The sequence below is a fragment of the Pseudomonas sp. Emmai genome (genome assembly GCF_055179735.1).
Genome location: NZ_CM143685.1, coordinates 1,268,712 through 1,289,112, shown reverse-complemented (window position 1 = coordinate 1,289,112; position 20,401 = coordinate 1,268,712). Strand labels below are relative to the sequence as shown.

The window sequence follows — 20,401 nt, the reverse complement described above, 5'->3', positions numbered from 1 at the left end:
AGATTCAAATGTCACTGTTAGAAATCAAGAATCTCAACGTTCGCTTTGGCGACAAGAACGCCGTTCCGGTGGTCGACGGGCTCGACATTACCGTGGACAAGGGCGAAGTCCTGGCCATCGTTGGCGAGTCGGGTTCCGGTAAATCCGTGACCATGATGGCGCTGATGGGCCTGATCGAACATCCAGGGATCGTCACCGCCGACGCCCTGAATTTCGACGGCAAGAACATGCTCAAGCTCAGCAACCGTCAGCGTCGGCAGATTGTCGGCAAAGACCTGGCCATGGTGTTCCAGGACCCGATGACCGCGCTGAACCCGAGCTACACCGTCGGCTTCCAGATCGAAGAAGTGCTGCGCCTGCACCTGAAAATGTCCGGCAAGCAAGCGCGCAAGCGTGCCATCGAGCTGCTGGAAAAAGTGGAAATCCCGGGCGCCGCCAGCCGTATGGAGGCCTACCCGCATCAACTGTCCGGCGGTATGAGCCAGCGTGTCGCGATCGCCATGGCGATTGCCGGCGAACCGAAATTGCTGATCGCCGACGAACCGACCACCGCGTTGGACGTGACCATTCAGGCCCAGATCATGGACCTGCTGCTGGCCTTGCAGAAAGAGCAGAACATGGGCCTGGTGCTGATCACTCACGACCTCGCGGTCGTAGCCGAAACCGCTCAGCGCGTGTGCGTGATGTACGCCGGTCAAGCGGTGGAAGTCGGTCAGGTGCCACAACTGTTCGACATTCCGGCGCACCCGTACAGCGAAGCGCTGCTCAAGGCGATTCCGGAACACAGCCTCGGCGCCACGCGCCTGGCCACGCTGCCGGGTATCGTTCCCGGTCGTTATGACCGTCCGCAGGGTTGCCTGCTGTCGCCGCGTTGCCCGTACGTGCAGGACTCCTGCCGCCAGCAACGTCCTGGCCTTGACCCGAAAAGCAACAGCCTCGCCCGCTGCTTCTACCCGCTGAATCAGGAGGTGGCGTAATGGCCGTCGTACTTACCGCCCGCGACCTGACCCGTCATTACGAAGTGTCCCGTGGCCTGTTCAAGGGCCATGCGACCGTGCGCGCCCTGAACGGTGTGTCGTTTGAACTGGAAGCCGGCAAGACCCTCGCGGTCGTGGGCGAATCGGGTTGCGGCAAATCCACTTTGGCCCGGGCCCTGACGCTGATCGAAGAGCCGTCCTCCGGTTCCTTGAAAATCGCCGGACAAGAAGTGACCGGCGCCGACAAAGCGCAACGCAAGCAACTGCGCAAAGACGTGCAGATGGTGTTCCAGAGCCCGTACGCCTCGTTGAATCCACGGCAGAAAGTCGGTGACCAACTCGGCGAACCGCTGCTGATCAACACCAACCTCTCCGCCGCCGAACGTCGCGAAAAAGTCCAGGCGATGATGAAGCAGGTGGGCTTGCGTCCTGAGCACTACCAGCGTTATCCGCACATGTTCTCCGGCGGTCAGCGCCAGCGGATCGCCCTGGCTCGCGCGATGATGCTGCAACCGAAAGTGCTGGTGGCGGACGAACCGACCTCGGCGCTGGACGTGTCGATCCAGGCCCAGGTGCTGAACCTGTTCATGGATTTGCAGCAAGAGTTCAACACCGCCTACGTGTTCATCTCCCACAACCTGGCCGTCGTCCAGCACGTGGCCGATGACGTGATGGTGATGTACCTCGGTCGCCCGGTGGAAATGGGCCCGAAGAGCGACATCTACGAGCGTCCGCTGCACCCGTACACCCAGGCGTTGCTGTCGGCCACCCCGACCATTCACCCGGACCCGAACAAGCCGAAGATCAAGATCGTCGGCGAACTGCCCAACCCGCTGAACCCACCGTCCGGCTGCGCGTTTCACAAGCGTTGCCCGTACGCGACCGAGCGTTGCAGCACTGAAGAGCCGGCCTTGCGCCTGCTCGACAGTCGCCAGGTGGCTTGCCACTACGCCGAGCAGTTCCTCGACGGCGCGGCATAAAAAAACGCGCCTCTTTCAACGGGGCGCGCTTTTGATGAGTTGACCAAACCCCTTCTACCCGGATTGCGCATCAGTCCGGTGGAAGGGGTTTTCTTTTGCCTGCGGTTTAGGTCTGGCTATCGCCTTCTTCGTCATCGTCGGTATCCGGCTCATCGGTGGTCGAGTCGTCATCACCGGCGCTGCCACCCTGCCCTTTATCACCGCCCTCGGAGTCGTCCGCAGCGATCATCATGCCCGTGTGCACCACCTGCCCGCTTGAAGCCTGCTCACCATGGGCCGGGCAATCCGCCCACGCCGCCGACATGCCCACAGACAGCATCACCAAAACCTTCAGCAGCAACACAATGCGTTGAAAAATGCTCATAGCCGATTCCATCCTTTCTGAGATGCAGCATAAGTGCCTGACGGCGCATGACCCGAGTGCCGTGGCGCTGAATGAAATCTAGTTCCGATCGGCCGGGTTCTCCAGATAGGACGCTGACGGAAGGCGGGAATTGCCGTTAATGGGCAGATTGGTTTGGAATAGGGACTATGCCGAACAGCAATTTCAGAGCTCGATACTTTGATCGTTCCTACGCTCCGCGTGGGAATGCCTCAATGGACGCTCTGCGTCCGCTCTTGGGACGCGGAGCGTCACGGGCTGCATTCCCACGCAGAGCGTGGGAACGATCATTTCAGAGTTCGATATTTTGATCGTTCCTACGCTCCGCGTGGGAATGCCTCAATGGACGCTCTGCGTCCGCTCTTGGAACGCGGAGCGTCCCGGGCTGCATTCCCACGCAGAGCGTGGGAACGATCAACATAGGGGGGATTTTTCCTTTGCGTAATAAAAAACCCCGCAGCTTTCGCAACGGGGTTTTGGGTACAGCCATCAGACCTTAATGATGCTCACGGGTCGCACGGAATTTCACGTCTGGCCAGCGCTCTTCCATCAGCGCCAGGTTGACCCGGGTCGGCGCGAGGTAGGTCAGGTGACCGCCGCCGTCGATGGCGAGGTTTTCCACGGCCTTGACCTTGAACTCTTCCATCTTCTTCTTATCGTCGCAATCGATCCAGCGCGCGGAGTACACGGTGATCGGCTCGTAGGAGCACTCGACCTTGTATTCCTCTTTCAAGCGGCTGGCGACCACGTCGAACTGCAGCACACCGACGGCGCCGAGGATGATGTCGTTGCTGCGCTCCGGGAAGAACACCTGGGTCGCGCCTTCTTCGGCCAATTGCTGCAGGCCCTGGCGCAGTTGCTTGGATTTCAGCGGATCGCGCAGGCGCACGCGGCGGAACAGTTCCGGGGCGAAGTGCGGGATGCCGGTGAAGCTCAGGGCTTCGCCTTCGGTGAAGGTGTCGCCGATCTGGATGGTGCCGTGGTTGTGCAAACCGATGATGTCGCCGGCGAAGGCTTCTTCCAGTTGCTCACGTTCGGAGGAGAAGAAGGTCAGCGCGTCGCCGATCCGCACGTCTTTGCCGGTGCGCACGTGGCGCATCTTCATGCCTTTTTCGTATTTGCCGGAGCAGATACGCATAAAGGCGATGCGGTCGCGGTGTTTGGGGTCCATGTTCGCCTGGATCTTGAACACGAAACCGGCGAATTTCTCTTCAACCGGTTCCACGGTGCGCTCGTTGGCGACACGGGCCAGGGGTTTCGGCGCCCAGTTGACCACGGCGTCGAGCACGTGATCGACACCGAAGTTGCCCAATGCAGTCCCGAAGAACACCGGTGTCAGTTGGCCGTCGAGGAATTCCTGTTGATTGAATTCGTGACAGGCGCCCTGCACCAGTTCCAGTTGATCGACGAAGCGATCGTATTCGTCGCCCAAGTGCGCGCGGGCTTCGTCGGAGTCGAGCTTCTCGATGATTTTCACATCGGTGCGCTCGTGGCCGTGACCGGCGGTGTACACGATGATGTAGTCATCGGCGAGGTGATAGACACCCTTGAAGTCGCGGTAGCAACCGATCGGCCAGGTGATCGGTGCAGCCTTGATCTTCAGGACTGCTTCGATTTCGTCGAGCAGTTCGATCGGGTCGCGGATGTCACGGTCGAGTTTGTTGATGAAGCTGACAATCGGCGTGTCCCGCAGACGGCAGACGTCCATCAGCGCGATGGTCCGAGGCTCAACACCTTTACCGCCGTCGAGGACCATCAGCGCCGAGTCCACTGCCGTCAGGGTGCGGTAAGTATCTTCGGAGAAGTCTTCGTGGCCCGGGGTATCGAGCAGGTTGATCATGTGGTCGCGATACGGGAACTGCATGACCGACGTGGTAATCGAGATACCACGCTGCTTTTCCATTTCCATCCAGTCGGACGTTGCATGGCGGTCGGATTTACGTGATTTCACCGTGCCCGCAATCGCAATCGCCTTGCCCATCAGCAAGAGCTTCTCGGTGATGGTGGTTTTACCGGCATCGGGGTGGGAAATAATGGCGAAAGTGCGGCGTTTCGCGACTTCGGCGGCCTGTTTGGTCATGGGAAATCGCCTGGCAGGTGATTCAAAAAAGGGCGGCGAGTATAGCGCAAACCGAGCGTCACGGACCACCGCTCGCCCATTCGCCCATGGCGATTAACGGGACCGTTGGGACATCAAGGGTGGCTAATTGCTGCTAATTATGGAACCTTTTAAAAGGTGCAGACGTCCACTCCCCTGTTACGGCACTCGTATCAGGGGCTGATAAATCAGCAAGTTAGCCTGACGAGGCTGCGCTTATGGCTCGATCTCATGCGGTTTTACCAGCATGAAGAGCTGCTTCTCGCGAACGTCGATATCCCGGCAGCCAGTGATGGCATTGCCACAAAGGACTGCGTTCGCCGACCAAGAAAAAAAAGGAGTCCGCCTGTGGCGATTCGCTATGGCAAAGGGCTTATAGGAGGTGCGGTTGTCGTCGCACTCCTGGCCCTGCTGGTCCATTGGATTGGCATCAACACGATCGAACATTACCGCGACGATTTGTTGTTTTACCTGCAAGCTCACTTGATTCTCGTCCTTGTTTCCATGCTGGCCGCCCTCGTTGTGGGCATCCCCGCCGGTATCCTCCTCAGCCGCCCGACCATGGTGGGCCGCGCTGAACGCTTCATGCAGATCTTCAACATCGGCAACACCGTGCCGCCTCTCGCCGTACTGGCCATCGCCCTGGGGATTCTGGGCATCGGCAGCGGCCCCGCGATCTTCGCCCTGTTCCTCGCCTCGCTGTTGCCGATCGTGCGCAACACCTATGAAGGCCTGAAAAACGTCCAGGGTTCGCTGAAAGAAGCGGCCGTCGGCATCGGCATGACGCCAACGCAAGTGCTGTGGCGGGTCGAACTGCCGAACGCGGTACCGATCATCATCGGTGGCGTGCGTGTGGCCCTGGCGATCAACGTCGGTACCGCACCGTTGGCATTCCTGATTGGCGCCAACAGCCTGGGCAGCCTGATTTTCCCCGGCATCGCCCTGAACAATCAGCCGCAACTGCTGCTCGGCGCGGCTTGCACCGCCCTGCTGGCCTTGCTGCTCGACGGCCTGGTGACACTCGCCAGCCGCCTCTGGCTCGAACGCGGCCTACGCCCGTCTTAAGCCTCGGCAAAGGAATTTTTATGAAGAAATTAAGCTTTCTAATAGGCTGCGCCCTGCTGTTTGCAGGATTTGCACAAGCCGCTGAAAAACCCGTGATCCGCATCGGCGCCCGGGTGTTCACCGAACAAACCCTGCTGGCGGAAATCACCTCCCAATACCTGCGCACCAAGGGTTACGACACCCAGGTGACCGGCGGTCTGGGCAGCAACCTGGCCCGCAGCGCTCAAGAAAGTGGCCAGCTGGATTTGATGTGGGAATACACCGGCGTGTCGCTGGTGGCTTACAACCACATCACTGACAAGCTCGACAGCGCTCAGTCCTACGCCAAGGTGAAAGAACTCGACGCGAAAAAAGGCCTGGTCTGGCTGACACCGTCGAAGTTCAGCAACACCTACGCCCTGGCCCTGCCGGAGAAAACCGCGCAGGCCTATCCGCAGATCAACACCATCAGCGAGCTGAACACGGTGCTGCAGGCTGAGGCGAAGACCAATCACCTCGTGGCCCTGGACACCGAGTTTGCCAACCGTTCCGACGGTCTGGACGGCATGGTCGACCTCTACGGCATGAACCTGACCCGCAAGAACATCCGGCAGATGGACGCCGGTCTGGTCTACACCGCCCTGCGTAATGGCCAGGTGTTTGCAGGTCTGGTCTACACCACGGACGGTCGCTTGAACGCCTTCAAGCTGAAACTGCTCGAAGACGACAAGCACTACTTCCCGGACTACACCGCCGCGCCGGTGGTGCGTCAGGTTTACCTCGACGCTCACCCGAAGCTTGCCGAAGAACTCAAGCCACTGGCTGAACTGTTCGACGACGCCACCATGCGTGCGCTGAATGCGCGGGTCGATGTCGATCACGAAAGCCCTTCATCGGTTGCCGCAGATTTCCTGCGTCAGCATCCGATCAACTGAGGAGGAGAAGACATGGAATTTTTGAACGCCTTTTCCCATCTCGACTGGCCGCAGGTCCTGCACCTGACCTGGCAGCACATCACCCTGGTTGGCATCGCCGTGACCTTGGCGATCCTCGTCGGCGTGCCCCTGGGCATCGTGATGACGCGCTTCCCGTCGCTCGCCGGTCCCTTGCAAGCCAGCGCCACGGTGCTGCTGACCGTGCCGTCGATTGCGCTGTTCGGCCTGTTGCTGCCGTTCTACTCCAAGTTCGGCCAGGGCCTGGGCCCGATGCCGGCGATCACCGCCGTGTTTCTGTACTCGCTGCTGCCGATCATGCGTAACACCTACCTCGCCCTGACCGGCGTCGAACCGGGCATTCGCGAAGCCGCCCGCGGCATCGGCATGACCTTCGGCCAGCGCCTGCGCATGGTTGAACTGCCGATTGCCGTGCCGGTGATCCTCGCCGGTGTGCGCACCGCCGTGGTCATGAACATTGGTGTCATGACCATCGCCGCGACCATCGGTGCCGGTGGCCTCGGTGTACTTATTCTCGCTTCAATCAGCCGCAGCGACATGTCGATGCTGATCGTCGGCGCCGTGCTGGTCAGTCTCCTGGCCATCTTCGCCGACCTGCTTCTGCAATGGCTGCAACGCACGCTGACTCCTAAAGGACTGCTCAAATGATCGAACTTCAAAACCTCAGCAAGACCTTCCAAAGCAACGGCAAAGATGTGAAAGCCGTGGACTCGGTAAGTCTGACCGTCAATGAAGGCGAAATCTGTGTGTTCCTCGGGCCATCGGGCTGCGGCAAAAGCACCACGCTGAAGATGATCAACCGCCTGATCAAGCCGACCTCCGGCAAGATCCTGATCAACGGCGAAGACACCACCGACCTCGACGCCGTGACCCTGCGTCGCAACATCGGTTATGTGATCCAGCAGATCGGTCTGTTCCCGAACATGACCATCGAGGAAAACATCACCATCGTTCCGCGCCTGCTGGGCTGGGACAAACAGAAATGCCACGACCGCGCCCGCGAGTTGATGAGCATGATCAAGCTCGAACCCAAGCAGTACCTGAATCGCTATCCGCGTGAGTTGTCCGGTGGCCAGCAACAGCGGATCGGCGTGATCCGGGCACTGGCGGCGGATGCGCCGCTGTTGTTGATGGATGAGCCGTTCGGCGCGGTCGACCCGATCAACCGCGAGATGATCCAGAACGAGTTCTTCGAGATGCAGCGCGCTCTGAACAAGACCGTGATCATGGTCAGCCACGACATCGACGAAGCGATCAAGCTGGGCGACAAGATTGCGATCTTCCGCGCCGGCAAGCTGTTGCAGATCGACCACCCGGACACCCTGCTGGCGCACCCGGCGGACGACTTTGTGAGCAACTTCGTCGGCCAGGACAGCACCCTCAAGCGTCTGTTGCTGGTAAAAGCCGAAGACGCGGCGGACAACGCGCCGTCGGTGAGCCCGGAAACCCCGGTGGCCGAGGCCCTGGAGCTGATGGACGAACTGGACCGTCGTTATGTGGTGGTCACCGATGGCGAGAACAAGGCGCTGGGTTATGTACGACGTCGCGACCTGCACCGTCAGGCCGGTACGTGCGCGCAATACCTGCGCGAGTTCAACGCCACCGCCGCGTTCGACGAGCATTTGCGCATCCTGCTGTCGCGCATGTACGAGTTCAACCGCTCGTGGTTGCCGGTGATGGATGCCGAGCGGGTGTTCCTGGGAGAAGTGACCCAGGAGTCGATTGCCGAGTACCTGAGCTCCGGCAAGTCCCGTGGCGGCAAGACCAGCATTGTTTCGCCGGCTGAGGCTGCGGTCGCCTGATCTGACGTCTTCGCGGACAAGCCTCGCTCCTACAGGTGCGGTGTCGTACGCAACATCACGGCATACCGAAAACCTGCAGGAGCGAGGCTTGCCCGCGAATGGGGCACCACAAATCCCCTTGAAACACCTCAAATTGATCATTCCCACGCTCTGCGTGGGAATGCCGCCCGGGACGCTCTGCGTCCGCCCTTTGAGACGCGGAGCGTCTCCGGATGCATTCCCACGCAGAGCGTGGGAACGATCATTCGAGGGAACATCACACTGTCATGCAGGTCGGTTACATCAGTAGATGTCCGGGACCGCACGACGGAAGCGTGCAAAAACGCGACATTTTTAGTTGATCTCAAGCCCCTCACGCCCTAAAGTTCGCGCCGAACGTCCATGCTGGAAACGATCCATCCGGCTCAAGTACTGACGACGAGACAGCAAGGCCAAGGGCAGCACCGCCTCCCGTGGCCTTTTTGCTTTCGGCGACATGCCTTGGGAAGTAGGCGAACCAAAGTGGGGATACGGAGGACGTTCATTTGCACCCATTTATTTACTCAGTTTGCCAGTAGGAGTCCCAAGCATGTCGATCAACGTCGAAGACTATTTCGCGCGCGATACCTTCAACAAAATGAAGGCATTTGCCGACAAACAAGAAACCCCGTTCGTGGTGATCGACACCGCGATGATCAGCCAGGCCTATGACGACCTGCGCGCCGGTTTCGATTTCGCCAAGGTCTACTACGCGGTCAAGGCCAACCCGGCCGTCGAAATCATCGACCTGCTCAAAGAGAAAGGCTCGAACTTCGACATCGCCTCGATCTACGAGCTCGACAAAGTGATGAACCAGGGCGTTGGCCCGGATCGCATCAGCTACGGCAACACCATCAAGAAATCCAAGGACATCCGCTACTTCTACGAGAAGGGCGTGCGTCTGTATGCCACCGACTCCGAAGCCGACCTGCGCAACATCGCCAAGGCTGCGCCGGGTTCGAAAGTCTACGTGCGCATCCTCACCGAAGGCTCGACCACCGCCGACTGGCCTCTGTCGCGCAAATTCGGCTGCCAGACCGACATGGCCATGGACCTGCTGATCCTCGCCCGCGACCTGGGCCTGGTGCCGTACGGCATCTCGTTCCACGTTGGCTCGCAACAGCGCGACATCAGCGTCTGGGACGCTGCGATTGCCAAGGTCAAAGTGATCTTCGAACGCCTGAAAGAAGAAGACGGCATCCACCTGAAGCTGATCAACATGGGCGGTGGCTTCCCGGCCAACTACATCACCCGCACCAACAGCCTGGAAACCTACGCAGAAGAAATCATCCGTTTCCTCAAGGAAGACTTCGGCGACGACCTGCCAGAAATCATCCTCGAGCCAGGCCGTTCGTTGATCGCCAACGCCGGGATCCTGGTCAGTGAAGTGGTATTGGTCGCGCGTAAATCCCGTACCGCCGTCGAGCGTTGGGTGTACACGGATGTGGGCAAGTTCTCCGGCCTGATCGAAACCATGGACGAAGCCATCAAGTTCCCGATCTGGACCGAGAAGAAAGGCGAGATGGAAGAAGTGGTCATCGCCGGTCCCACCTGCGACAGCGCCGACATCATGTATGAAAACTACAAGTACGGTTTGCCGCTGAACCTGGCCATTGGTGATCGTTTGTACTGGTTGTCCACCGGTGCCTACACCACCAGTTACAGCGCGGTTGAATTCAATGGCTTCCCGCCGTTGAAATCCTTCTACGTGTAAGTACTGCACGCGCAAATCAAAAAGCCCATGACGATTCATGGGCTTTTTTGTTCCTGCGATCTGATCGCAGCCTTCGGCATCTCCGGGGAGTGTGTGTTTAGTCAGGGCTGTGTTAGTTCGGCGCAGCGTTTGGCGTAGTCAGCGGCCAGCTCGCGAATGCGTGGATGCGCTGCGTTCAATAGCGTCTGACTCGCCACCTTCAGGAAATTCAGATTCCCGCCAGCCAGCGCCTTGCGCAACCAGTCCTGCGCGTCTTCGATATTGCCTTCATCCGCGAGTACCGCGGCGTAGCTGAATTGCCCTCGAAAATCCCCACCGAGCGCCGAGCGTCGATACCAGTCGCGTGCAGCCTGCGGGTCCGCCGGGTACACCCGCCCGTCTTCCAGATAACGCCCGAGCAGGTTCATCGATTTCGCGTGGCCCAGTTCAGCGGCATTGCGATAAAGACTCAGCGCTTGCGCCTGGTCTTCAGCGACACCGCGCCCGGTGGCCAGCAGGTTGGCGTAGTTGTACATCGCCCAATCCAGCCCCTTCTCAGCCGCGAGTCGATAATGCCCCGCCGCCACCGCAGCATCCGCCGCACACCCCCAGCCATGCTCATGACAACGACCGAGCATGTTGCGCGCCATCAGGTGCCCGCCCTGAGCGGCGATCCCGAACCAGCGCACGGCCAGCGGCTGATCCTGTTCGATGCCCTGCCCGTCCAGCAGGATCTGCCCCAGCAAGGCCTGGGCCTCCACCACGCCTTCGCCGGCCGCGATCAGAATCGCCTGGGCCGCGCGCGCCGGACTTTCTTCGAGCATGGCTTTGAGGCGATCACCGTCGAGCACTTCTTCGCGGCGCAGTTGATAACTCATACCTCGACCCAGCGGCGCAGCAGGTTGTGATAAGTGCCGGTGAGGCGGATCAGCGACGGGTGGTCGGGCAGGTCCTGGGTCAGTTGCTGGATCGCCCCGTCCATCTCGAACAGCAAGGCGCGCTGGCTGTCCTCGCGGACCAGGCTTTGGGTCCAGAAGAACGACGCATAACGCGTTCCGCGCGTGACGGCGTTGACCTTGTGCAGGCTGCTGCCGGGGTACAGCACCAGGTCGCCGGCGGGCAACTTGACCCGTTGGGTGCCGAAGGTGTCCTGGATTTCCAGTTCGCCGCCGTCGTAGTCCTCCGGTTCGCTGAAGAACAGTGTCGCCGACAGGTCAGTGCGTACCCGCTCGATACTGCCCTGGGGCTGGCGCACCGCGTTATCGATATGGAAGTCGAAGCTGCCGCCCGCCGTGTAACAGTTCAGTAACGGCGGGAAGACTTTGTGCGGCAGCGCCGCCGACATGAACTGCGGATTTTTCCACAGCCGCTCAAGCATGGCCGCGCCGATCTCCTTGGCCAGCGGATGACCTTCAGGCAGTTGCAGATTGTGCTTGGCCTTGGCTGACTGGAAGCCGGCGGTGATCTTGCCGTCCGCCCAATCAGCCTGTTCCAGCACCTCGCGGATGCGCTGCACTTCTTCTTTCGCGAACACGCCGGGAATGTGCAGCAACATGAGGACGAGACCTGATTTCAAAGAGGCGCCAATGGTATTGATTCTTATTGCCCGTGTAAAACCCCGCAGACGAATGAGCCAACAAAAACCGTAAGGTCAAATTGTAAAGAATGTAAATTTGTCGCGAATAGCAACGTTTCGCAATTGATACAAATACCTGTTTACCCTATATTCCGCGGCCTCAAATCCTTGGGGAGGGGAATTCACATGTCACGCCAACAACCACAATTGCCGGTCAGTTCACCACGTTTGCTCGCGTCTGCCATCGGTATGGCGATCACTGCGGGCTCCGCGGGCCACATGGTTTTCGCTGCCGAGAAGACTGACGAAAAAGCCCCAGGCAATGCGATTTCCCTCGACGCCACCAGCGTTGTTGGCGAGCAGCAAGACACCTCCTACAAAACCGATACGTCGGCCTCCAAGAAATACACCGCCCCCCTGCGTGAAACGCCGAAAAGCGTCACCGTGATCCCGCAGCAAGTCATCCGCGATACCGGCGCTACTAGCCTGGTCGACGCCTTGCGCACCACGCCGGGCATCACCTTCGGTGCCGGTGAAGGCGGCAACCCGGCAGGCGACCGTCCGATCATTCGTGGCTTCAACGCTGAAAGCGACACCTTCGTCGACGGCATGCGCGACCCGGCGTCCCAGAGCCGCGAGATTTTCAACGTCGAATCGATCGAAATCAGCAAGGGCCCAGGCTCGGCCTTCACCGGCGCTGGTTCCACCGGTGGCAGCCTGAATCTGGTGAGCAAGACCGCCAAACTCGGCAACTTCTACAACGGCGGCTTCACCTGGGGCTCGGACCAGACCAAGCGCACCACCCTGGACCTGAACCAGCAGATCAACGACACCTCGGCCTTTCGCCTGAACCTGATGAAGCACGAAGCCAACGTCGCCGGCCGCGATGCCGTGGACGTCAGCCGCTGGGGCGTGGCGCCGACCTTCTCCTTCGGCCTGGGCACCGACACCCGTGTGACCGTCGGTTACTACCACGTCGAAACCGATGACATGCCGGACTACGGCGTGCCGCTGACCTTGAGCCCGAATCGCAGCAAGTACCACGTCGACAAGCCGGCCAACGTCAATAAAGACAACTTCTACGGCCTCACCGGCCGCGACTATCGCCAGACCGAAAACGACAGCGGCACGATCAAGATCGAACACGATCTGAACGACGACCTGACCGTTTCCAACAGCTTCCGCATGTCCCGCTCGACCCTCGACTACATCGTCACCAACCCGGATGACAGCAAGGGCAACGTGGCCAATGGCAGCGTGTACCGTGGCTCGAAAAGCCGTAACTCGACGTCCAGCGGCTGGGTCAACCAGACCGACCTGAGCGCCAAGTTCAACACCGGCGCTATCGAACACAGCCTGGTCACCGGTCTGGAGTTTTCCTATCAGGACACCCACAACCGCCCGTACATCCTGACCTCGACGGCTGCCGGCACCACTTGCAACCGCGCGCTGTTCAATTCTGGCGACTGCACCAACCTGTACAAGCCGACGCCTGGGGATAACTGGTCGGGCACGATCAAAGACAGCAACGCCTTCACCGACACCGACACCAAGACCGCTGCGGCCTATGTGTTCGATACCCTGAAGTTCAACGAGCAATGGTCCCTGAACCTGGGCCTGCGCTACGACAACTACCAGACCGAATCCAGCGGCTACGCCAATGCGGGGCGTAGCACACCTGCGGGCAGTTTCTCCCGCGAGAACACCAGTGACCTGGTCAACTACCAGATCGGCGTGGTCTACAACCCGTTGCCGAACGGCAGCGTGTACGCGGCCTATTCCACCTCCAGCAACCCGGCCGGCGAAACCAGCGGTAACGGCGGCCTGGAACTGGCGGCGAACAACAGCGATCTGGACCCGGAAAAGAACCGTAACTACGAGATCGGCACCAAGTGGGACTTCTTCGGTGACGACCTGTCGCTGACCGCCGCGCTGTTCCGCACCGAGAAAACCAACGCGCGTATCGACGATCCGGACGGCGCCACCACCCAAGTGCTCGACGGCGAACAAACCGTCAACGGCCTGGAACTGACCTACACCGGCAAGCTGACCCGTAACTGGAAAGTCTTCGGCGGCTACACCTATATGGAAAGCGAAGTGGTCAAGACCACCCTCGCCGCCGACAAAGGCAACCACATGCCGAGCACGCCACGGAACAATTTCACTCTGTGGTCGACGTATGACCTGATCCCGGAGAAGTTGACCATCGGCGGCGGCGCGACCTTCGTCGACTCGCAGTTCGGCAACGTCGCCAACTCGGTGGAGATCCCGTCCTACTGGCGCTACGACGCCATGGCCAGCTACGCGCTGACCAAGAACGTCGACCTGCAACTCAACGTGCAAAACCTGACTGACAAGCGTTACTTCGACCAGGTGTTCCAGACGCACTATGCCCACGTGGCGGCGGGTCGTACCGCCTTGCTGAGCGCGAACTTCCACTTCTGACAGGGAGTCGGTCGTCGAATGCATAACTGTGGCGAGGGAGCTTGCTCCCGCTGGGTGGCGAAGCCGCCCCAAAACCAGGCACTGCGGTTTTCCCCTTAAACCGTATTGCCCTTTTGGGGAGTCCTTCGGCCTCCAGCGGGAGCAAGCTCCCTCGCCACAAAGGCAACATTCGGTCTTAACGCCCCGTTCATTGAATTGAACGGGGCTTTTGTGCGTAATAAAGAATGTTTCTCGACAACCCACGGCATAATGCGCGCCGTGATGATTACTTTCGAACGAACAAGGCGAGTGACGTGTTGAAGAAAACCCTGTTCCAGTTGCACTGGTTCTTTGGCATCAGTGCCGGGCTGGTCCTGGCCCTGATGGGCATCACCGGTGCGGCCTATTCGTTTCAGGATGAAATCCTGCGGGCGCTGAATCCATCTGTGTTGCAGGTGGAGAAACAGGTCGTCGGTGTGCTGCCGCCCGCCGAACTGGTTGAACACATCGAAGCCGCCTCCGGCAAGAAAGTCTCGATGCTCTGGGTCGAAACCGACAGCGGCAACGCCGCGCGGGTGATCTTCACCCCGCCACCGGGCGAACGTCGCGGCGAGATGCGTTACTTCGACCCGTACACCGCCGAGTTCCTGGGCGACGCCACCGGCCAGGACTTCTTTGGCTTCATGTTGCAGTTGCACCGCTTCCTCGCGATGGGCGACACCGGTCGGCAGATCACCGGCGCCTGCACGCTGATTCTGGTGTTCTTCTGCCTGTCCGGCCTCTACCTGCGCTGGCCGCGCCAATGGAATAAATGGCGTGCCTGGCTCACTCTCGACTGGAAGAAAAAAGGCCGCAGCTTTAATTGGGATCTGCACTCGGTGGCCGGCACCTGGTGCATGCTGTTTTACCTGTTGGCCGCGCTGACCGGGTTGTCCTGGTCCTACGAGTGGTACAACAAGGGCCTGACGCAATTGCTCTCCGACGCGCCGCAGAACGAGCGGGTGCGCAACCGTGGCCCGGCGCCCAGCGGTCCGGCGCCGAGCGCCGATTACGCGGCGATGTGGAGCAGCATCTACAGCGCCGCCGGCCCGAACCTGTCTGCCTACAACATCCGCATGCCACCGCTGGCCGGCCAACCGGCGACCGTGTTTTACCTGTTGAATACCTCGCCCCATGACCGCGCGCTGAACGAGATCAGCCTCGATCCGGCGACCGGCATCGTCAAACGTCACGATCGCTACAGCGACAAGAGCTTCAAGGCGCAACTGCTGACCAGTATTTATGCGCTGCACACCGGCAGCTACTTTGGCATCGTCGGACGGATCATCCTGACCGTCACCGCGCTGACCATGCCGTTGTTTTTCATCACGGGCTGGCTGCTGTACCTGGATCGTCGACGCAAAAAACGTCAGATCAAGGATGCGCGCAAAGGCCTTGTGCAACCCTGCAGCGATGCACCGGCGTGGCTGATCGGCTTCGCCAGCCAGAGCGGTTTTGCCGAGCAACTGGCGTGGCAGACCGCGGGGCAATTACAGGCCGCCGGGTTACCGGTGAAGGTGCAGCCGCTGGCGAGTGTCAGCGAGCAGGATTTGCAGGACTCGGACAACGCGTTGTTCGTGGTCAGCACCTTCGGCGACGGCGAAGCGCCGGACAGCGCCCGGGGTTTCGAACGCAAAGTGCTGGGGCGGGCGTTGAGCCTGGACAGTTTGAATTACGCGGTACTCGGTCTCGGTGACCGCCAGTATCAGCACTTCTGCGGCTTCGCCCGGCGCTTGCACACCTGGCTCGGCGAACACGGCGGCAAGACCCTGTTTGCCCCGGTGGAAGTCGACAGCGGCGACCCTTACGCCTTGCGCCACTGGCAGCAGCAACTCGGCCTGCTGACCGGACAGGCCCCCGTGGACACCTGGCAAGCGCCCCACTACGACAACTGGACCCTGGCCCGCCGCGAGCTGATGAACCCTGACAGCAGCGGTGCGCCGGTGTACCTGCTCGGCCTCATCGCCCCAACCACCAGCAGTTGGCTGGCCGGCGACCTGGTGGAAGTCATGCCGCGCAACTGCCCATGGGCGATCGAGCATTTCCTCGATGGCCTGGGGATTGATGGTCGGGCCAGTGTTGAACTCGATGGCCTCTCGCAACCGCTAGACCAGGCGCTGGCCAGTCGGCAGCTCCCCGAGAACCGCACGCATCTGGTCGGCCTGCATGCCCAGGCGCTGGTGCAGGCGTTGGTGCCATTGGCAATGCGCGAATACTCCATCGCCTCGATCGCCGCCGACGGCGTACTGGAACTGATCGTGCGCCAGGAACTGCACCCCGACGGCAGCCTCGGCATCGGCTCCGGCTGGCTGACCGAACATGCGCCAGTGGGCGGCAGCATCAGCCTGCGAGTGCGGCGTAACAGCGGTTTCCATCTGCCGGTGGAACCGGTGCCGATGATCCTGCTGGGCAACGGAACGGGCCTGGCCGGGCTGCGCAGTTTGCTTAAAGCGCGGATTGCCGACGGGCAGCAGCGGCATTGGCTGTTGTTTGGCGAACGCAATCGCCGGCATGACTTCCTGTGTCGCGATGAGTTGGAAGGCTGGTTGATTGAAGGTGATCTGGAACGACTGGACCTGGCGTTTTCACGGGATCAGGCCGAGAAGATCTACGTCCAGGATCGCCTGCGCGAATCGGCCGTCGAGCTGAAGAAGTGGCTGGCCGAGGGTGCCGTGATCTACATCTGCGGCAGCTTGCAGGGGATGGCATCGGGGGTGGATCACGTGCTTAACGAAGTGTTGGGGATTGAAGAGGTTGACCGGTTGATCGAACAAGGCCGCTACCGCCGCGACGTTTACTGACACCTCAAGCCAGATCGTTCCCACGCTCCGCGTGGGAATGCCGCCCGGGACGCACCGCGTCCCATCAAGAGCCGAACGCAGAGTGTCCGTTGAGGCATTCCCACGCAGAGCGTGGGAACGATCTCCCCCTCACCTCAAACCGGCTGCAACTTCTGCTCAAACACACTCACCCCATCCAGATCCCGCAACACCACACTCATCTCCCCCGTCTGCCCTTCAATATTCACCTCACCAAAAAACTGAAAACCCGCAAACGGCGAGGTGTTTTGCGCTGGCGGTGCTTTCTCGAACACCACTTCCGGGCCAAAGGTTTTATCCAGCGGATTTGGCCCGAAACTCCCGGCATTCAACGGTCCGGCGACAAATTCCCAGAACGGTTCGAAATCCTGGAACGCGGCGCGATCCGGGTGGTAGTGATGCGCCGCGCAGTAGTGCACATCCGCCGTCAGGAACACGAAATTGCGTACCTGTTGCTGGCGCAGAAAACCCAGCAATTCAGCGATTTCCAGCTCGCGTCCCTGGGCCGGTCCCGGATCACCGTTGGCCACCGCTTCCCAGCGCGCGACGCCCGGGCTGACTTCACCATCCGGCACGCCGAGACCAATCGGCATGTCGGCGGCGATGACTTTCCATTGCGCCGTTGAGGCTTTCAATGAAGCCTTCAGCCAGTCCAGTTGCTCGCGGCCGAGAAACGGTTTTTCCCCGCCGAGGTTGGCGTCATTCGCCCCGCGATAACTGCGCATATCGAGCACGAACACATCAAGCATCGGCCCATAGCTCAGCTGGCGATAAATCCGCCCGCCGTTGTCGGCGCTCTGCAAACGCATCGGTGCGTATTCGAGCCAGGCCTGGCGCGCGCGGCCCACCAGGCTGTGGATATCTTTGCTCTTGTAGCGCTCGTCGAGTTGTTTACCCGGCGACCAGTTGTTCACCACTTCGTGGTCGTCCCATTGCCAGATTTGCGGCACCTCGGCGTTGAAGCGGCGGATGTTTTCGTCCATCAGGTTATAGCGATAGTTGCCGCGATATTCGTCGAGGGTTTCCGCGACTTTGCTCTTGGCTTCGCTGGTGATGTTGCGCCACACCCGACCGCTCTCGGTGGTGAGTTGTGCCGGCACCGGGCCGTCGGCGTAGATGGTGTCGCCGCTGTGGATAAAGAAATCCGGCAGGCGCAGGCGCATGGCTTCGTAGATGCGCATGCCGCCGATGTCCGGGTTGATGCCGAAGCCCTGGCCGACGGTGTCGCCGCTCCACACAAAACGAATGTCGCGCCGGGCCGTCGGCACGCTGCGCAAGTGGCCGAACCAGGGTTCGCTGCTTGTGCCGTTCTGGGCGTCTTCGAAGTGCACGCGGTAGAAAATCGCCTGATCGGCGGGCAGGCCGGTGAGTTCGACCCGGGCGGTGAAATCGGTGCGGGCGTCAGCCAAAGGCGAGACGAAACGGCGGGGATTGGTGAACAGGCTGCGGGTGTCCCATTCCACCACCATGCGAGCGGGGCGGTCGCTGCGACTCCAGACCATCGCCCGGTCGCCCAGCAAGTCGCCGGACTGCACGCCGTCGGTGAGTTGCGGCCGATCCTTGACCGAGGCGATCACCGCCGGGGCCAGGCCGGGCAGCAACAATCCGGCGCCGACCGCTTGCATGACACGCCGGCGACCGAGGTTGAATTCGCTCATGGTGTTCTCCCTGGAAAAGGGAAACTAAAGCATGTGCGCATGACGCCCGTGTGAAACGCGCCCCCTGTAGGAGCGAGGCTTGCCCGCGAAGGCGGTGTGTCATTCAACATAGATGTTGAATGTGACGGCCTCTTCGCGGGCAAGCCTCGCTCCTACAAGGGGTGGGTGTCAGGGGTAAGTGGCAGGGTGTCAGGCCTTCGCGGGTTCCAGCGCCAACTCCACCCCTTCCGGCCGCTTGAGCAGTGCATACGCCACCGCCGTCAGCAAACTCCCGGCCACGATGGCGAGCAGATACAGCAACGCATGATTGATCGCATTCGGGATCATCAGCACAAACAACCCACCGTGCGGTGCCATCAGTTTGCAGCCGAAATACATCGACAACGCACCGGTCAGCGCACCACCGGCAATGCTCGCCGGGATCACCCGCAACGGGTCTTTCGCCGCAAACGGAATCGCCCCTTCAGAGATAAAGCACAGCCCCAACACCAATGCCGCTTTACCGGCCTCGCGTTCAGTCTGGGCGAACTTGCGCCGGGCAATAAACGTCGCGATGCCCAGGCCAATCGGCGGCACCATGCCGGCGGCCATGGTCGCTGCCATCGGCGCGTAACTCTGCGACGCCAGCAGCCCCACGGAGAACGCATAAGCCGCCTTGTTGATCGGCCCGCCGAGGTCGACGCACATCATGCCGCCGAGCAGCACACCGAGCAGGATCGCGTTGGTGGTGCCCATGCTGTCGAGGAAGTGCGTGAGCGCTTCGAGCATCCCCGCCACCGGTTTGCCGACCACATAAATCATCACCAGACCGGTGAACAGACTCGCGAACAACGGGATGATCAGGATCGGTTTCAGCGCCTCAAGACTTTGCGGCAACCGCGCATAACGATTGATCGCCTGGGCCGCGTAACCGGCGATAAAACCGGCAAGGATCCCGCCGATAAAACCGGCGCCCAAGGTACTCGCGAGCAAACCACCGATCATCCCTGGCGCCAGGCCCGGACGGTCGGCGATGGAGTAGGCGATGTACCCCGCCAGCAACGGCACCATCAACTTGAACGCGGTCTCGCCGCCGATTTGCATCAGTGCGGCGGCGAGCGTGCCCGGTTCCTTGAACGCGGTGATGCCGAACACGAACGACAGCGCGATCATCAAACCGCCCGCCACCACCATCGGCAGCATGAACGACACCCCGGTCAGCAGGTGTTTGTAGACGCCGGTTTTCTCTTGCTTGGCCGGCCCCTTGGCCCCCGTCGCAGCGCTTTCCTGCTTGCCTTCGGCCAAGGCTTTGTTAAGCGTGGCTTCGGCCTGTTTCAACGCGATCCCAGTGCCGCAACGGTAAATCTTCTTGCCGGCAAAACGCTCGGTGGCAACTTCGATATCGCAGGCCAGCAGCACCACGTCGGCCTCGGCAATTGCCGTTGCGCTCAGGGGATTGCGCGCGCCGACCGAGCCCTGGGTTTCCACTTGCAGGTCGTAACCCAGACGCTTGGCCGCTTGCTGCAAGGCTTCGGCGGCCATGAAGGTATGGGCAACGCCAGTTGGGCACGCGGTGATTGCGACCAGGCGTGGTGCGTTTTTGGCGGCCACGACAGGTTCTTCGACCGCTTCGGCGGCGATGTAAATCTCGGCCTCTTCAGCGCCCCGACGCAACACCGCTTCAACATCTTGCAGGGCCTGGGCCGGGGTGCTGCGAAACACCCGCTTGCCGACAAATCGCGACATGTCCACCGGCGTGCTGGTCACCAGCAACACCCACTCGGCGGACTCAATCGTCGCCGCCGACAACTGACGTTCCGGGTGTGCTGCATCGTTGACTTCGACGCAAGTGCTCCAGCCCTGACGCTGGGCCGCGGCGTCGAGCAGCCGCGCGCACAGCACACTGGTGACCATGCCGTTCGGGCAGGCCGTAACAATGGCTAACTTCATGACAACCCC

General features: G+C 60.7%; 15 protein-coding genes. 9 read left to right on the top strand and 6 right to left on the bottom strand.

Features of this window, described 5'->3' with window-relative positions:
- Positions 1-8 precede the first annotated feature (8 nt).
- Together ACY4LX_RS05630 and ACY4LX_RS05625 are read left to right on the top strand one after the other, a co-directional pair.
- Positions 9-977: an ABC transporter ATP-binding protein gene (locus tag ACY4LX_RS05630; protein ID WP_123598728.1), complete on the top strand. Its 969-nt coding sequence runs from the start codon at positions 9-11 to the stop codon at positions 975-977.
- Entirely contained in the window at positions 977-1,957 is a 981-nt protein-coding gene (locus ACY4LX_RS05625; RefSeq protein ID WP_149657616.1) for a peptide ABC transporter ATP-binding protein, read from the top strand. The genes ACY4LX_RS05630 and ACY4LX_RS05625 overlap by 1 nt, the downstream gene beginning before the upstream one ends.
- 106 nt (positions 1,958-2,063) lie before the next feature.
- Here the strand turns inward: ACY4LX_RS05625 and ACY4LX_RS05620 are convergent, their stop codons facing one another.
- Positions 2,064-2,321 carry a hypothetical protein gene (locus tag ACY4LX_RS05620; RefSeq protein ID WP_149657617.1) on the bottom strand — a complete coding sequence of 86 codons (258 nt, stop codon included), beginning with the start codon at positions 2,319-2,321 and terminating at the stop codon, positions 2,064-2,066.
- A 514-nt stretch (positions 2,322-2,835) separates the two neighbouring features.
- Positions 2,836-4,419: a peptide chain release factor 3 gene (locus ACY4LX_RS05615; RefSeq protein WP_149657618.1), complete on the bottom strand. Its 1,584-nt coding sequence runs from the start codon at positions 4,417-4,419 to the stop codon at positions 2,836-2,838.
- Positions 4,420-4,785: 366 nt separating this feature from the next.
- Between ACY4LX_RS05615 and ACY4LX_RS05610 the strand changes: the two genes are divergently transcribed.
- The 5 genes from ACY4LX_RS05610 (at position 4,786) to ACY4LX_RS05590 (ending at position 9,968) form a co-directional block, all read left to right on the top strand.
- Positions 4,786-5,502: an ABC transporter permease gene (locus ACY4LX_RS05610; protein WP_463259393.1), complete on the top strand. Its 717-nt coding sequence runs from the start codon at positions 4,786-4,788 to the stop codon at positions 5,500-5,502.
- Positions 5,503-5,522: 20 nt separating this feature from the next.
- Positions 5,523-6,416 carry a glycine betaine ABC transporter substrate-binding protein gene (locus ACY4LX_RS05605; RefSeq protein WP_463259392.1) on the top strand — a complete coding sequence of 298 codons (894 nt, stop codon included), beginning with the start codon at positions 5,523-5,525 and terminating at the stop codon, positions 6,414-6,416.
- A gap of 12 nt (positions 6,417-6,428) precedes the next feature.
- Complete coding sequence (locus ACY4LX_RS05600) at positions 6,429-7,082, top strand: ABC transporter permease (RefSeq protein WP_149657620.1); 654 nt, start codon at positions 6,429-6,431, stop codon at positions 7,080-7,082.
- Positions 7,079-8,236 carry an osmoprotectant ABC transporter ATP-binding protein OsmV gene (locus ACY4LX_RS05595; RefSeq protein ID WP_149657621.1) on the top strand — a complete coding sequence of 386 codons (1,158 nt, stop codon included), beginning with the start codon at positions 7,079-7,081 and terminating at the stop codon, positions 8,234-8,236. Before ACY4LX_RS05600 ends, ACY4LX_RS05595 begins: the two co-directional genes overlap by 4 nt.
- Before the next feature lie 568 nt (positions 8,237-8,804).
- Positions 8,805-9,968: a type III PLP-dependent enzyme gene (locus ACY4LX_RS05590; RefSeq protein WP_123405201.1), complete on the top strand. Its 1,164-nt coding sequence runs from the start codon at positions 8,805-8,807 to the stop codon at positions 9,966-9,968.
- A gap of 101 nt (positions 9,969-10,069) precedes the next feature.
- Here ACY4LX_RS05590 and ACY4LX_RS05585 read toward each other — a convergent pair whose 3' ends face one another.
- Positions 10,070-10,825: a tetratricopeptide repeat protein gene (locus ACY4LX_RS05585; protein WP_463259391.1), complete on the bottom strand. Its 756-nt coding sequence runs from the start codon at positions 10,823-10,825 to the stop codon at positions 10,070-10,072.
- Positions 10,822-11,502 (bottom strand): Fe2+-dependent dioxygenase, encoded by a 681-nt coding sequence (locus ACY4LX_RS05580; protein ID WP_463259390.1) that lies wholly within the window; start codon positions 11,500-11,502, stop codon positions 10,822-10,824. The genes ACY4LX_RS05585 and ACY4LX_RS05580 overlap by 4 nt, the downstream gene beginning before the upstream one ends.
- 207 nt (positions 11,503-11,709) lie before the next feature.
- Between ACY4LX_RS05580 and ACY4LX_RS05575 the strand changes: the two genes are divergently transcribed.
- The gene (locus tag ACY4LX_RS05575) at positions 11,710-13,968 is read left to right on the top strand and encodes a TonB-dependent receptor (RefSeq protein ID WP_463259389.1); all 2,259 of its coding nucleotides are present in this window, start codon (positions 11,710-11,712) and stop codon (positions 13,966-13,968) included.
- A 293-nt stretch (positions 13,969-14,261) separates the two neighbouring features.
- Positions 14,262-16,787 carry a PepSY domain-containing protein gene (locus ACY4LX_RS05570; RefSeq protein WP_463259388.1) on the top strand — a complete coding sequence of 842 codons (2,526 nt, stop codon included), beginning with the start codon at positions 14,262-14,264 and terminating at the stop codon, positions 16,785-16,787.
- 134 nt (positions 16,788-16,921) lie between these two features.
- On the opposite strand, the gene ACY4LX_RS05565 is transcribed toward ACY4LX_RS05570, so the two are convergent.
- Positions 16,922-18,463, bottom strand: a complete 1,542-nt coding sequence (locus tag ACY4LX_RS05565; protein WP_463259387.1) for an alkaline phosphatase D family protein — start codon at positions 18,461-18,463, stop codon at positions 16,922-16,924.
- 189 nt (positions 18,464-18,652) lie between these two features.
- Positions 18,653-20,392, bottom strand: a complete 1,740-nt coding sequence (locus ACY4LX_RS05560) for a PTS fructose-like transporter subunit IIB (RefSeq protein ID WP_463259386.1) — start codon at positions 20,390-20,392, stop codon at positions 18,653-18,655.
- Positions 20,393-20,401 lie beyond the last annotated feature (9 nt).

What these genes read in the sequence shown, in the direction of transcription:
- ACY4LX_RS05580 (WP_463259390.1), bottom strand. Translation starts at nt 11,502, where the DNA reads ATGTTGCTGCACATTCCCGGCGTGTTCGCGAAAGAAGAAGTGCAGCGC.
- ACY4LX_RS05575 (WP_463259389.1), top strand. Translation starts at nt 11,710, where the DNA reads ATGTCACGCCAACAACCACAATTGCCGGTCAGTTCACCACGTTTGCTC.
- ACY4LX_RS05560 (WP_463259386.1), bottom strand. Translation starts at nt 20,392, where the DNA reads ATGAAGTTAGCCATTGTTACGGCCTGCCCGAACGGCATGGTCACCAGT.
- ACY4LX_RS05615 (WP_149657618.1), bottom strand. Translation starts at nt 4,419, where the DNA reads ATGACCAAACAGGCCGCCGAAGTCGCGAAACGCCGCACTTTCGCCATT.
- ACY4LX_RS05590 (WP_123405201.1), top strand. Translation starts at nt 8,805, where the DNA reads ATGTCGATCAACGTCGAAGACTATTTCGCGCGCGATACCTTCAACAAA.
- ACY4LX_RS05605 (WP_463259392.1), top strand. Translation starts at nt 5,523, where the DNA reads ATGAAGAAATTAAGCTTTCTAATAGGCTGCGCCCTGCTGTTTGCAGGA.
- ACY4LX_RS05620 (WP_149657617.1), bottom strand. Translation starts at nt 2,321, where the DNA reads ATGAGCATTTTTCAACGCATTGTGTTGCTGCTGAAGGTTTTGGTGATG.
- ACY4LX_RS05565 (WP_463259387.1), bottom strand. Translation starts at nt 18,463, where the DNA reads ATGAGCGAATTCAACCTCGGTCGCCGGCGTGTCATGCAAGCGGTCGGC.
- ACY4LX_RS05585 (WP_463259391.1), bottom strand. Translation starts at nt 10,825, where the DNA reads ATGAGTTATCAACTGCGCCGCGAAGAAGTGCTCGACGGTGATCGCCTC.
- ACY4LX_RS05600 (WP_149657620.1), top strand. Translation starts at nt 6,429, where the DNA reads ATGGAATTTTTGAACGCCTTTTCCCATCTCGACTGGCCGCAGGTCCTG.
- ACY4LX_RS05595 (WP_149657621.1), top strand. Translation starts at nt 7,079, where the DNA reads ATGATCGAACTTCAAAACCTCAGCAAGACCTTCCAAAGCAACGGCAAA.
- ACY4LX_RS05625 (WP_149657616.1), top strand. Translation starts at nt 977, where the DNA reads ATGGCCGTCGTACTTACCGCCCGCGACCTGACCCGTCATTACGAAGTG.
- ACY4LX_RS05630 (WP_123598728.1), top strand. Translation starts at nt 9, where the DNA reads ATGTCACTGTTAGAAATCAAGAATCTCAACGTTCGCTTTGGCGACAAG.